Annotated in this window: 2 protein-coding genes; both read right to left on the bottom strand. The window is 72.6% G+C overall.

The window, feature by feature from the left end; translation table 11 throughout:
• Positions 1 to 119: 119 nt before the first annotated feature.
• On the bottom strand, positions 120 to 2246 hold the full coding sequence (gene gltJ / locus OV427_RS38415; RefSeq protein WP_267861196.1) for an adventurous gliding motility protein GltJ: 2127 nt from the start codon (positions 2244 to 2246) through the stop codon (positions 120 to 122).
• Between the two features lie 134 nt (positions 2247 to 2380).
• Positions 2381 to 14659, bottom strand: coding sequence for a tetratricopeptide repeat protein (locus tag OV427_RS38410; protein ID WP_267861195.1), 12279 nt, complete (start codon positions 14657 to 14659; stop codon positions 2381 to 2383).
• Positions 14660 to 14785: the final 126 nt, after the last annotated feature.

The following is a 14785-nucleotide window of genomic DNA, read 5'->3' as shown; positions in this document are numbered from 1 at the left end:
CGGGCGTCTAGACGGGCCCCCCACAGGGGAAATTCAGCACTCACGAAAGCGGACAGTTCAAACGAGAAACGGGCGTGACGTACACGTCACGCCCGTCACACACATCGATTCCCGTTGCCTCAGAAGGTGAACGGGAAGTCGATGGGGTCGCCCTGCTTCTTGTGGCGCGGGAAGGCCCAGCTCTTGATGAGGCCGGAGATGCAGCTCGCCATGTAGGTCGAGCGGAACTCATCCGTGCGGCACGAGACGGCCGTGGTCTTCCCGCTCGTCTGGATGGTCCACCGCATCACCAGCTTGCCGCTCAGCGCCGGGTCCTTCTTCTTCTGCTCGTTCACGCACTTGATGATGGCCGGCTTGTTGGCCAGCACCACCGCCATGATGTCCGACTGCTGCAGGCGCTCGGGGGTGGCGCCGCCGGGCTCGGGCGGCACGTACGCGGTGGGCCGCGCCTCGGGCTGCTTCGGCTCCGGCTTCGTCTTCTTCGTGCCGAACAGCTCGTCGAAGTCGTCGCTGTCACCCTCGCTCGAGGACGAGGACGCGCGCTCCACGCGCGCGGGCTGCCGCTCCTCGGGCTCCTCGCGGCGCGCGGACACCGACGAGCTGGACGGCTTGCGAGGCGTCGTGCCGCGCTCCACCTTCGCCACCACCGTCTCCGTGGGGGGCTTCGGAGCCTCCGCCACCGGAGCGGGCGTGGGCGTGGGAGTCGCCGCCGGGGGCGCCGCGGCCACCGCCGGAGCGGCCGTCGCGGGCGCGGTCCCCGTGGGAGCCGGAGTCGCCGTCGCGGGCGCCGCCGCCACCGCGCCACCGGGCACGGTACCCGGAGCCGCCGTGGGGCTGGCCGGAGCCGCCGCCGGATTCGCAGCCGCCGTCGCCGGCTGCTGCGCCAGGCCGGCAGGAGGCGGAGGCATGGGCGGCAGGCCGGTGTTCGCCTGCGCGGCAGGGGCCGCCTGGGCCACCGGGGCCTGCGGGCCCGCGGGCGTCTCGGCGCGGTTGCCGTTGTTCATGAGCATCACCACCCCGCCACCGGCGACGATGAGCAGGCCCGCGGCGGCACCCACCAGGATGCCCATCTTGCTCTTGCCCCCGCCCTGCGCACCGCCATGAGGCGGGTACGCCGGCGCATACCCCTGCGGCTGCGGGTACGGCGCGGCCATGGGCTGCTGCGCGTACGGCGCGGGCTGCGCGTAGTGCGGCTGCATGGGCTGCTGCGGGTACGGCGCGGGCTGCGGCTGCCCATAGGGCATGGGCGCGGCCATGGGCGCCATCTGCTGGCCCATATGTGCGTCGGCGCCGCGCAGGGACGGCGAGGACACCGGCTCCGGCGGAGGCATGGGCACGTCGAGCAGCCGCGACTGCGACACAGGCTCGCGGCCCAGCGCCGGCGCGGGCGTCGGCGGCGGCTTGCCGAGCGCGTCGTTCTCCTCCTTCACCAGCGAGGCCAGCACGCTGGCCGCCGACGGCTTCCAGCCCACCGGCTCCTCGGTGTTGGCGGCCAGCACGCCGTCGGCGCGCGACGCCTTGCCCGCGCTGAAGGCGGACTGCACCGGGCCCGAGGACACCGTGGGCGACGAACCGGACACCGGCTCGGGCGCGACGATGACGGGCTTGGACGGGCGCGGCGCCAGCACCGAGGCCAGCTCCGCCGTCTCCGACAGCGGAATCCAGTCGCTGAAGCCCGAGCGCCAGCAGAGGCTGTCCGGGCCCACCTCGCCGCGCTCCCAGAGGTCCTTCACCTTCTCGACGGTGAACGGGCCGACCTGCTTCTCGTCGATGGCCACGTACCACTCATGCGAGGCGGCGTTGGACTTCGCGTCCTCCTTCGCGGGCTCGGCCTCGGCCTCGGCCAGCTTGCGCACGCTCTCCGTGGTGGCGTCACGCGCCGCGGCCTCGCCGGCCGACTCACCCGCCGGAATCTTGTGCGTGCCGGAGCTGAGCACCTGGTCGAAGACCGCACCAATCTCGTCCTCTTCCCAGTCCGTGAAGAGGCCGCCCTCGGGCGGCGTGCCGAGCGACGCGGGCATGGTGGCGGCGGACGACTCCGCCTCCTTGCCATTGCTGCTCGCACTCGTGGTGGCGGGTGAAGAAGTCGCGGACTCCGGCGCGGAGTCCTTCGCGGCCGGTGCGCCCGCGGGGCGCACGGTGATGGTGTGGCCGCACTTCTTGCAACGAACCTTGACCCCCTTGGGGCCAACCTTGTCGTCGCTAATCATGTACTGCGCGCGGCAGCTGTCGCAGACGAAACGCATCTTTTCCGTAAGCCTCGGAAATGACGGGAGAAATCCCGCCTGAATCGTAGAAGTGCACACCGGAGGGGTCAAGGAACGGTACCAAGCCCGCCCGTCTGCTAATCAACGCGTGAACCCTTCTCCGGGTTCTGTCGCTACTTGCGCACCTGCACCTCCACGTGGGTGCCCACGGCGACGCGCAGCTCGTGCAGGTCTTCCGAGGTCGCGAACACGAGCAACTCCCGCAGCTTGGTGCGCACGGGGACGCGGAAGGCGGACCCCGTCTCGCCCTGGACCATGCGGCGGACGGGCTCCATCTCCCCGGCGGCGAAGAGGCCGGCGCGCGCGGCCGTCAGCTCCGCGCCCTCCAGGTACTGGCGCACCGCGTGCGGGGTGGCCGTGGGCAGCCAGGCGCGCGCGGCCTTCGCCAGCGCCGCGCGGTCCGGCTCGCTGAGGCTCTTCTCCAGGAACCGCCGCTCCGGGTCCACCAGGTGCTGGGCCTCGGCGATGCGCACATTGCCCACCACGAGGCTCAGGGCCGCCTGGAGGATGGCCTCCAGCCGCTCCACCGCCACGCGCTGGCTGAAGGCCAGCTCCGGACGCGCCAGCGCCAGGGTGCGGCCCAGGAGGTAGTACACCTCCTTCTGGCCCTGCTCCGCGAAGTACTTGCCGCCCACGCGCACGCTGGCCGGGTGCGTCTGCAAGAGCTCCGTGTTGATGAGCGGCTCGGGGGCCGGCTCGTTGGAGCGCTTCGCCATGCGCTCGCGCGTGGCCACGAGGAAGGGCGAGTACAGCTCCACCGCGTCCATGCCCAGCATGCGCGCCACGTACCGGTAGTGGTGCACGTGGTACTCCTGCGCGCTGGCCACGTCGATGCGGTGCTTCTTGGGCACCAGCTGGTACTGCGGGAAGGGCACCGCGTACAGGTGGCCCGTCTTCGCGAAGAGCAGGCCCATCAGCTCGGCCAGCGGACCGCGCGCCTTCGGGTGGAAGAGGTGGTTGTGCCAGAGCTGGTCGTTCAGCGGCCGCGGCTCCTGCGACTCCTTCTTCTTCGCGTAGGGCCCCAGCTTGGTGAGGATTTCCTGCTCGTCCTCCCCCGCCTCGCCCAACAGGCCCGCGACGGCCTGGGCCGCCAGCCACGCGCCGTCGTAGTCCTTGCGCATCGCGGACAGGCGCACCAGCTGGCCGCACACCTTGCGCGGGTCCGTCGTGTGGGGCAGCGCGCGGCGGAGCGCGGCAATGGCCTCGTCCTCGCGGCCCGGCAGCTGCCCGGCGATGTCCGCGAAGGTCTCCTGCACCGTCGCGTCGTCCGGCAGGCCCTTGGCGGCCACGCCGTAGGCGGCCACCGCGCCCTCCGGGTGCTTGAGCACCTGGAGGTACAAGTCGCCCAGCGCGCGCCACAGCGCCATGCGCGCCCCGTGCGTCTCCGGCGTCTTGGGCAGCCGGCCCAGCATCTTCGTGTAGTTCTCCTCCAGCGGCTTCCACTGGCGCGCCGCGCCGAGCATCGCCTCCAGCGCGCTGAAGGCCTCCACGAAGCGCGGGTCCAAATCCAGGGCCGCGTTGAAGGCCTGGGTGGCGCCCTCGATGTCCTTCAAGTCGTCGCGGCGCAGCTCGCCCAGCGCGAACCAGACGCGCTTGGCCTTGTGCGGCTCGATGGCCAGCGAGTTCAGCGAGAGCATCCGCGCCAGCACGTCCGCGGCCTTCTGGCCCTGACGCGTCTCGCGCAGCAGCACGTAGAGCTGGTCCATGACTTCCGGCACGTCCGGCTCCGCCTTGAGCGACGTGGTGAAGGCGTCGATGGCCATGTACGGGTCGTGCAGCTCGTCCCGGGCGATGCGGCCCAGCTCCAGCGCCACCTTCGCCTTCGGCTCGCCCTCCAGCACGCCCACCAGCTGCTGGCGCAGCTCGGCGGACTTCTCGTACTGGCCCGCCTTGTCCATCAACGTCACCAGCGCGCGCAGCGTCGGCTCGTGGCCCGGGTCGATGGCCAGCGCCTTCTCGAAGTGGTTCTGCGCGCGGTCCGCCTGGCCGAGCGCGGCGTGGATGTCGCCAATCTGCCAGTAGACCTCCACCACCTCCAGGTCCGTCAGCTCCTCGCGGTGGTGGATGAGGATGGTCTGGAAGACCTTGAGCGCGCCCTCGTAGCGGCGCGTCTGCACGAGCAGGTTGCCGTAGCCCTCCAGCGCGGGCAGGTAGGTGGCGTCCAGCTCGTAGGCCTTCTCGTAGCAGCTCAGGGCCTTGTCGCGACGGCCCAGCTTCTCCGCCACGTAGCCCAGGCGGTAGAGCTGGCGGCAGAGGTCCGCGGCGCTGACCGCGTCCTTCTCCACCATCGCCTTCTCCGCCATCTTCCGCGTGACGATGTCCAGCATCCTCTCTGCGGACGCCCAGTCCTCACGGGCGATGTAGACATCGGACAGGGGGCGCGCGGCCTCCAGGCTGTCGGGGATGTGCTTGAGGGTCTCCTGCCAGTAGCGGGTGGCCGTCTCGCGGTCCTCGCGCGTCTCCGCGTGGTAGCGCGCCACGTCCAGCAGCGCGCGGCCCTTGGCGGCGGGGTCCTCGGTCTGCTCCGCCTCCTGGCGCAGCGTCTGCTCGTAGCCGCTCCAGTCCTTCTCCTGCTCCTGGATGCCCTTGAGGGCGCGGATGCTGGGCAGGTGGCCCGCGTCAATCGCGAGGGCGTGCTGGTAGGCGTTCCGCGCGCTGCCGGAGTCCATCAGCATGTCCTCGTTGATCTTCCCGAGGCGGTAGTACAGCTCCACCGCGTTCGGCGTCTGACCGGCGAGCTCCGCTTCCTTCGACAGCATCTCCAGCGCGAAGGGCCAGTTGCCGCTGCGCTCGTACAGATTGCCCAGCGCGTGCAGCGCCGGGCGGCATTCGGGGTCCGCCGCGAGCGCCGAGTGGTAGTTGTTCACCGCGCGGTCCAGCGCCTTGAGCTGCTGGTACTGGACGTTGCCGATGTCCACGTAGAGCTCGGCCTGCTCCTGCACGCTGGTGGCCAGCGAGAGCTGCCGCTCGTACGCGGAGATGAGGTCCTCCCAGCGCCCCTGCGTGCGGCGCAGGCGGATGAGCGACTTGATGGCCTGGACGTTCTGCGGGTCGATGGAGAGCACACCCTCCACGCACACGTCCGCGTTGGCCGGGTTCTGGTACTTGTCCTCCCAGATGGTGGCGCTGCGGAAGAGGACGCGGACCTTCTCGCGCCAGTCCTCGCTCAGCTCCAGCATCCGCTCGTAGATGGCGAGCAGGTCCGCCGGCTGGTCCAGCTTCGTGTGCAGCCGCTCCAGCGCCTCCAGCGCCGTGCGGTTGACGGGGTCCAGCTCCAGCGCCTGCCGGTACGCGGACACCGCGGACTCGTCGTCGCCGATGTCGCGCTCGTAGACGCCGGCCACCTCCACCTGGATGCGCGCGCGCTCCTCGGCGGTGTCGGCCAGGTCGCGTGCACGCAGCAGCGAGGACGCCACATCCGGCCAGGCGCGGCCCCGCCGGTACAGCGCGGTGAGCACGCCCAGCGTCTCCGAGTCCGGCTCCAGCTCCAGCGCGCGCAAGAGGGCGCTGGCGGACTCGGTCGGGTCCTCCAGCTTCTCGTCCCAGACGCGGGCAATCTCCTTGAGGATGCCCTTGCGTTGCTCAATCGAGCCCGCGGCCTCCAGCTTCTGCTCCAGCGCGACGACGTACTCCTTGTCGCGCCCGCGCCGCTGGAACACGGCGGCCAGCCCGTCCAGCGCGGTGGCGTTGGTCGGGTCGAACTCGAGAATCTTCCGGAACGCCCCCTCCGCGGCCTGCGGGTCATCCAGCCGCGTGTCGTGGACGCGCGCGAGCGTGGCGTAGAGGCGCTCGGCGAGCGCACCGCGGGGCAACTCGTCGGCCACCTCCTCGTAGACGGCGGCCAGCTCCTCGTGGCTGCCCGTCTCGTCCGCCAGGCGCTCCACTTCTTCGCGCAGCGTGTCGTCCGACGCGTCCAGCTGCAGCGCGCGGCACAGTGCGAGGAAGGCCACGTCCTTCTGCCCCAGCCGCTCCTCCTGCACCTTCGCCAGCTCGCGCAGCGCGGCCAGCTTCTCCTCGTCGGTGACGAGGTGGGGCATGTAGCGGTCCATCACCGTGGCGTACGCGCGCCAGTCGTTGTACGTCCGGTACAGCCCACGCACGCGCTCGTAGGAGGTGCGGTTGGCCGGGTCCAGCTCGAGCACCTTCTCCAGTGCGCCCGCGGCCTGCTCCGGCTTGCCGCCCTGCCCTTCCCACAGGTCCGCCACCGCGACGTACGCGGCCACCGCCTGCTCGCGCTCCTCGGCCGCCAGGTGTACCTGCACCTTCAGCTCCAGCGCGCGCACGGCGTCGTTCCACGCGCGCAGGGACACGAAGAGCGCGTACACGCGCTCCAGGTCCGACACGTGGTGCGGCTCCACCTCCAGCGCGCGGCGGGCGGCGTCCAGCGCCTCCTCGCGACGGCCCATGCCGGCCAGCACTTCCGCCAGGCGCAGGCGCAGCGCCTTCACGCCCTCGCTGTTCTCCTGCAGGGGCACGAGCCGGCGCAGCACGCCCACCAGCTCCTCGCTCTGGCCCGTCTCGTCATACAGCTCGCGCAGCGTGTCCAGCACTCCGCGGTGGCGCGCGTCCCTGTCGAGCGCGGCCTTGAAGTACGGCACCGCCTCTTCCGGCCTCTTCAGCAGGCGGTACACCACCCGGCCCAGCCGCTCGTTGAGGCGCACCACCTCGCGCGGGTCCAGCGTCACGGCGAGCCGGCCCTCCAGCAGCTCACGGAGGTCCTGCGGCCGGTCCGCGCGCTCGTACAGGGACTCCAGCGCGGCGAAGGCCTGCTCGTTGCGCGAGTTCTTCGCCAGCAGCTCGCGGTACAGGTCGATGGAGCGGCCCAGGTCCGACAGCCCTTCGGCGGACACCTGCGCCATCTTCCCCAGCACGCGGTCGCGCTCGGCGCCCGTCACCTTGTCGGCCTGCAGCTTCAGGATGGCGTAGAGCTTCTCGGACGCACCGGCGCCCTCGTAGATGCCCTCCAGCAGTCGCGCCGTCGCCAGGTGTGCCGGCTCCAGCTTGAGGATGGCCTCGTAGGCACCGGCCGCGCGGTCCGGGCTGTCCAGCCGCTCCTGGTAGAGCTGCCCCAGGCGGAAGAGGTAGCCCACGCGGTCCGCGGGCTCGGTGGCCCCCGTCACCAGCGCCTCCAGGATACCGGCCAGCTCCGGCCACGCCTCCAGGTGGAGGTACAGCCGGTCCAACGCCACCAGCGCCTTGTCCTGCACCGCCGGGTGCAGCGTGCGCGCGCGCTCGTAGTAGGAAACGGCGCGGTCCGAGTCCCGCAGCTTCGTCTCCAGCAACTGCCCCAGCTTGAGGCACACCTGCGCGGCGTCCGCGGCCTCGGCCACGCGCGGCAGGGCTTCCTCGTACGCCGCCACCAGCTCGTCGTAGCTGTCGGAGGCGTCCGTGGCGTTCTCCAGCCGGAGGCGCACCTGGCCGTCGTTGGGGTCCTCCTTGAACGCGCGGAAGAGGGCCAGGAAGGCCAGCTCGGACTCACCCTGCGTCTCGCGCAGCGTGGCCAGCTCGCCCAGCAACGTCTTGCGCTCGGAGGCGTCGGTGGACACGCCCACGCGCGTCTCAATCACCTGCGCCAGCCGCGGCACGTCACCGGCGGCGCGGAGCGCGCGCAGCAGCGTCTCCACCGCGAGCAGGTTCTGCGGCTCGCGGGTGACGATGGCTTCCATGCGCGCCACGGCACCGGGGTGGTTGGCCTGCACGGCGAGCACCTCGCCGTACAGCGCCAGCGCGCCCGTCTTGTCCATCAGCCGCGTCTCGCGCACGGTGGCCAGGCGGAACTTCAGCTCCAGCCCGGACTCGGGCGGAAGCAGGGCAATCCGCTTCGCCAGCGCATCGGCCAGCTCGGGCCAGCGCTCCTGCTTCTGGCAGAGCGCCTCCATGCGCTCCAGCGTCGGCACGTCGTCCGGCTTGAGCTCCAGCAGGCGGCGGAAGGTGGCCAGCGCGCCCAGCGAGTCCTTGAGCTGCTCCTCCTGCAGCGTGCCAATCTGGAAGAGCACCGCGGCGCGGCGCGCCGGCTCCTCCGCCACGGCGAGCTGCCGGCGCAGCACCTCCAGCAGCTCCGTCGGCTTGCCCTGCGAGGCCACCAGGCGCACCGTCGCATCCAGCGACTCGGTGTCCGTGGGCCGCAGCTCCAGCACGCGCTTCCAGGCCGTCAGCGCCTCGGCCTGCTCACCCAGGTCCGTCTGGAGGCGGGCCAGCGCGCGGTACAGCTCGGCGCGGGACGCGTCTGACGCCTTCGTCGCCACCTCGGAGAGGACCGCGCACAGCTCCTCGGGAGCCTCGGCCTTGTCCACCAGCGACACGCACAGCTCGAGCGAGCGCAGGTCGTCCGGCAGCTCGCGCAACGCGCGGGCGGCGGACACGAAGCCCATCTCCGGGTTCTCCAGCGGCCCGGCGTAGATTTCGGCGATGCGGCGCAAGAGCGCGGCGCGCTCCTGCGGCACGGCCTCCGCCGACGCGCGCGACTCCAGCATCTCCACCTGCTTCAGGTGGTTGCCCACCGAGGCGAAGATGGGCTCCAGCGCGCTGGCCGCGGCGCCACGCAGCGGGCTGTCCGAGCGCGCCATCTCCTCCAGCGCGCCCACCGCCCCCGCGTGCCCGGCGCGGTGCGCCAGCACGGACTGGTACAGCTCCAGCGCGCCGCGCGGGTCGTCCAGGCGCGACACCTTGAGGCGGCCCAGGCGCACGCGCAAATCGGACGCCTCTTCCAGGGCGCCGCGCGCGTCCGCGAGCTGGATTTCGCGCTCGATGTGCTGCGCCAGCTCCGGCCAGCGCTCCATCTCCGCCAGCACGCGGCCCAGCAGCTTCAGCGCGTTGCCGTTCTCCGGCCGCAGCACGAGGACTTCCCGGTACGCCTGCGCCGCCAGCGACTTGTCCGCGAGCGTCTCCTCCGCCAGGTGCGCCAGCTCGAAGAGCAGGTTCACCTGCGTGGACGCGTTGGTCTCCGCCGCCACCTGCCGGCGCATGACCAGCGCCAGCTCGCGGTGCGCGCCGGTGCGGCGGTGCACGCGGGCGATGGACTCCAGCACGGACTTGTTCTTGGGGTCCCTCCGGCTCACCTCCTCCAGCGCGCGGACCGCGAGGTCATAGCGCTTGAGGCGGTTGTCGTAGATGCCCGCCAGGCGCCGCCACAGGTCGCCGGCCAGCGGCTCCTGCGTGTCGCGCTCCAGCTGGTCCTCGTACGCCCCGGCCACCTCCTCGAAGGAGCCGGAGTCCGCGGCGAGCCGCTCCAGCTCGTCCCGGACGGCGGCCTCGTGGGGGAACTCGTTGAAGGCCCGCAGGCGCGCGACGAAGGCGAGCGACGTCTGTCCCAGCGCCTCGCGCAGGGTGGCAATCTCCTGGACGTGCTCCAGCCGCCGCTCCGGCGCCACGCCGGGCAGCAGCACCTCCAGCACCTCCACCAGCTTCCGCGTGTCGTTGAGGCTGCGGTAGACGGGCTCCAGCAGGCGCGCCGCTTCCACGCGCGGGCCGTCGTGCGCCATCAGTCGCTCCAGGCCGGCCACCACCTGGCCGTCCCCGGGCGCCAGCTCCAGCAGCCGGCGGTACACCGGCAGCGACTCGGCGGGGCCCACTTCCTTCTCGAGCAACTGCGCGCGCTTGAGCAGCCAGGCCCGGCGCGCGTTGTCGTCCACCGCGCCGTCCGCGAGCTGGTCCAGCACGTCCGCCTGCTCCGCGAAGCGCCGCGCCTTCGCGTACAGCTTCTCCAGCGCGAGCAGCCCCTCGGGCACCTTCCGCAGCGCCAGGGCCGAACGGTAGGTCTCGACGGCCTTCGCGTCGTCGCCCGCGTTGGCGTACGCCTCGCCGGCCTTGAGCAGCAGGCCCACGCGCTCCTCCGGGACGGTGGAGAGCTGCGCCTGGCGCGCATACACCTCGGAGAGGCTCTTCGCGTTCTGCCCCTTCTCGTACAGGCGCGAGAGGGCCTCCAGCGCCTGCCGGTCCTGTGGCGCATCCGCCAGCAGGTTCTTCCACAGGCGCGCGGCCTCCTCCGGCTGGTCCAGCGACTCGCGCAGCTCCGCGGCCCGCCGCAGCAGCTCGATTGCCGCCGGGTCCCCGGAGGTCAGCTCCACCGCCGCCGTCTCGTAGATTTCCGCCAGCACCTCATGCGAGCCCGTCTCGCGAGCGAGCCGCTCCAGGTCCGGCCGCACGCCGTCCCGGTCCAGCCCCTGCGCGAAGGACTTCACCGCGGACATGAAGGCCAGCGAGGGCTGGTGCATGTCGCGCTCGTAGATGCGGCGCACCTCTCCGGCGAGGAGGATCTTCTCCACCGTGAGGGCGGACTCCATCCGCGCCTCGCGCAGCGCCACGCGGCTGGCGTGGTCGCCCACCTGGGACAGCACCGGGTCCAGCACTTCGAGTGCCGCGCCGCTCGCGGGCACTGCCGCCTTCACCCACGCCTCCAGCGCGGCGCGCGCGCCCGGGTGGCCCGGGTCCTCCGCGAGGATGCGCTTGTAGAGGCCCAGCGCGGCGTTGGCGTCATCCAGCACCGTGCGCTTCAGCTCCGCCAGGCGGAAGGACACCTCGCGCCCCTGCGGGCTCTGGCCCTCCTGGTTGCGGCGCAGCGCCAGCACCCAGGCAAGGTCCTCGCTCCGCTCGCCCTCGGTGTAGAGCCGGTCCAGCGTGGCCGCGGCCTCACGGTTCGCCGGGTCTCTCTCGGCAATCGCGCGCCATGCGGCGGCGGCGCTCTCCTTGTCGGTGAGCTTCGTCTCGTGCAGCAGCGCGGCCTCGCGCAGGAACACCATCTGCTCGGCGGGCTCCGCCGTGACCGCGGCCAGCTTCTCCAGCACCTCGGCCAGCGCCGCCCACTCCTCGCCCGCACGGTGCAACCGCTGCAGGGAGCGCAGACTGTCCAGGTTGCCAGGCTCCAGGGCCAGCAGCGCGCGCAGCGCCTTCACCGCGCCGGCCTTGTCGTCCAGCTTCTTCTCCTGCACCTCGGCCAGCTCGCGCAGCAGCGCCAGCCGCGCGGGGCCGACGTCGCCCTCCTCCGCCAGCTCGCCGAGAATCTCCGCGTAGCTGTCCAGCGAGTCCGCGTCCTCCGCCGCCTGCCGCGCCGTGGAGCGCAGGCCCGCGTCACCGGGGGCGAGCCGCAGCGCGCGCGCCAGGGCCGCGAAGGCCAGCTCCGGCTGCCGCAGGTGCGCCAGGTGCACCTGGGCCGCGTGCCGCAGCGCCTGCACCCGCGCCGAGTCGTCCTTCGCCACCTCGGCCAGCACGTCGAGCGTGGCCACCAGCTTGCGGTGCTCCTTGGTGCGCTCGAAGGCGGGCACCAGCACGCGCGCCGCCGCCTCGCGCGCCGGGCCGGAGGCGAGCATGGCCTCCAGCGCGGCCAGCGCATCCGGGTCCGTGGGGCGCTGGGTGAGGATGTCCGCGTAGCTCTGCACCGCCTCCGCGCTGCCGTCCTGCGAGCCCTGCAGCAACTGCGCGCGGCGCAGCTTCAACCGCGACACCTTGTCCGCCTCACCGGCCGACTCCGCCAGGGCAATCATCCGCGCCAGCGTGTCGCCCAGCTCGCGCGTGCGGCCGGCCTTCTCGTACAGCTCGGAGAGGCGCGGCAGGTGCCGCCCCTCCTCCGCGCCATGGGACAGTGCTCCCTGGAGCGCCTCGGCGGCCTGCGCCGGGCGGCCCAGCTCCACGTTGAGGTCCACGAGCTGCAGCAGCAGTTGCAGCTTCTCCGGCCCGCGCGCGCCCTGGATGCGCTTGCGCAGCAGTCCTTCCGCGTCCGCGGACCTGCCCGCGCGCCCGTACAGCTTCACGAGCCGCTGCAGCACCGCGTTCGACTCCGGCGCGCGGCCCACCGCCGCCTCCAGCGCGGCAATCGCCTCCGCCGCCAGCCCACCCTCTTCCGTCAGCGTCGCGGCCTCGGTGAGCAGCGACACCGCCAGCGTCAAATCATCGGACTCGGAGGCCAGCGTGCGCAGCACGCGGCCCAGCTCGGCGTGGGCGGACAAGTCACGTGCCAGACGCAGGCCTTCCGAGCGGCCGCTCTCGTCCTTCGGGTCCTCACGCAGCGCACGCACCCGCACGTCGAAGGCGGCACGGCTGTCGGCGAGCTGCTTCTCGTGGATGCTGGCCAGGAGCGCGAAGAGGCGCTTGCGTGTGGCCGCTTCCGTCGTGGCCTCCAGCTGCTGCTGGAGCGCGGCCACCTGCCGCTGGTGGTCGCCGTGGCGGCCGTAGTGCGCCGCCAGCGCCTCGGCGATTTCCACCGTGCGCACGCCCGCCGCCGCCAGCCGCTCCAGGCCGCCCACCACCACGCCGGTGGAGACGTTCTCCGCCAGCAGCCCCAGGAAGAGGTCCGACGCGTCCTCCTGCCGGCCCAGCCGCTCCGCGTACAGCTTGGCCTGCCGGGCCATCCACTCGTTGCGCTCGAGCTGCGTCTCCGCGAGCGCCGCCAGCCGGCCGGCCAGCGCCGCCGCCTCGTCGAATTTGGACAGCGCCACGCACAGGGACTGCAGCCGCTGCACCGCCGCCGGGTCCTCCGGGGCAAGCTGCACCAACTGCCGCACCAGCGGCTCCATTTCCTCGGGCGCGGTGCCGGCCGCCTCGCGGCGGGACACCTCCGCCTCCAGGCGGGCCGTCGGGTCGTCCGCGAGCGCCGCGGCCGACTGCAGTGACTTCACCGCCTCCGCCGCCGCCGAATCACCGGGCACGCGCGCCAGCACCTCTCGCCACGCGGCCTCCGCGCGCGACGGGTCCGCCAGCGGGCCCTGGAGCAGCTGCGCCAGCTGGCGCCACAGCTGCGCCGCCACCTCGGCGACCGGGGCCGCCTGCGCCGCGCGTTGCAGCGCCAGGGCCAGCGCGGGCTGGGCCTGGGCCTTCTCCGCGTGCTCCACCACCGAGCCGAGCAGCAGCGGCCGCCCCGGGTCCAGCTCCAGCGCCCGCGCCAGCACCTCGAAGGCGCCGCGCGCGTCGTCCTTCTCCTCGAACATCAGCGCGAGCGCCTCGCAGAAGGCCACCCGCTCCGAGCGCGGACGCGGGGCCAGCAGCGCCAGGTCCAGCAGCGGCACCACCGCCTCCAGCTCGTCGTCCTCGGCCAGCAGCCGCGCCAGTTGGAAGGCCGCCAGCGCCTGCGTGGCGTCCAGCTTCAGCGCCGCCTCCAGGTGCGTGCGCGCCGCCGCCGCGTCCTTCAGCTGCGTCAGGCACAGCTCCGCCAGGCGCAGGCGCATGGCGGCCTGCGCCGTCTTGTCCTTCACCGTGACGAGGTAGCGCTCCATCACCGCCACCGCGTCCGTGGCGCGGCCCTTCTCCAGCAGCAGCTCGGCGGTGAGGCTCGCCGCGTCCGCGCGGGACGGGTCCGCCGCCACGGCCTTCTCGAAGGCCCCGAGCGCCCCGTCCCCGTCATTCAGCTTGCCCAGGCGCAGCGTGCCCACGCGCAGCCACAGGTCCACCTGCGCGGCGCGGTCCTTCACCTCGCCCGCCATCGCCTCAATCTGCGCAATCGCCGGAGCGAAGTCACCGCCGGCACGCTCGGCCAGCTTCTCAATCAGCGCGAGCCCTTCCGGCATGCCCGGCCACAGCAGGAAGCACCGGTCCAGCGCCTCCTTCACCTTGCCGGCCGCGCCCGGGTCGTACCAGGCGAACAGCTTCGCCACGAGCAGCGACAGCCGGGCCGCGCTCTTCCTGTCGCGCTCCTCCAGCGACATGCTGCGCAGCATCCGCACGCGGTCGCGCCACGTCTGCTCGAAGCGTTGCAGCGCACGAGCCACCTTCTCCACGCGCGCGTTCTGCGGCTCCAGCGCCCGAGCCACGTCCACCACCCGCTGCGCCAGCGCGTGCTCGGTGGGGTCGTCCACCAGTCGCTCCGCGAGCGCCGCGTACTCCTCGGCCATGCCCGCGTCGCCCAGCGCCTCGCGCTCGCGCTCCAGCGCCTCGAAGCCCGGCTGGAAGAGCTGCTCGGACAGCAGCAGCTGGCGCACGCGCCGGAAGACGGCCCGGTCCGGCTTCGCCCGCGCCGCCCGCTGCAGGCACAACACCGCCCTGTCCCGGCGGAAGAGCTTCTGCTCGTAGAGGTCCGCGGCCTTGAGGTAGTGGCCCGCGCCCTCCTCGCCCTGCGTGGCGGCGCCCAGCCGCTCCAGCACGTCCGCCAGCGCCGCCGCGTCCTGCCGCGACTCGTGCAGCCGCTTCAGTCCGCGCAGGGCCGGCAGTGGGTCCTTCGCGACCAGCAGCGCGCGCTTGAGCAGCTCCTCCGCGCGAGGCGCGTTGCGTTGCCGCTCGTGGGCCAGCTCCGCCGCACGACACAGCAGGCGCACGGCCTCGTCCGCGGGGACGTCCCGCGAGCGCCCCTCGTAGAGGCGGATCAGCTCTTCCACACGGCCGGCCTTCTCGAGAGAGGCTTCGGCTTCGACGAAGGTCCGGTCATCGGACACACGCAGCGTGGGACGCGGAGGCGTGGGCTGTTGCATGGGGAGGCGGGCCTTGGGAATGGAAATGGAACGCAGCGGGGGCGCCAGCGACCGGAACTCTACCGGTCACAAGCGCCCCCGAGCAATCATGCAAAACCCGCCAAACGGCGGGATTTATTGGCTTTC

The organism is Pyxidicoccus sp. MSG2 (genome assembly GCF_026626705.1).
In the GTDB taxonomy this organism is placed as follows: domain Bacteria; phylum Myxococcota; class Myxococcia; order Myxococcales; family Myxococcaceae; genus Myxococcus.
This window is presented reverse-complemented; position numbering and strand designations above follow the sequence as displayed.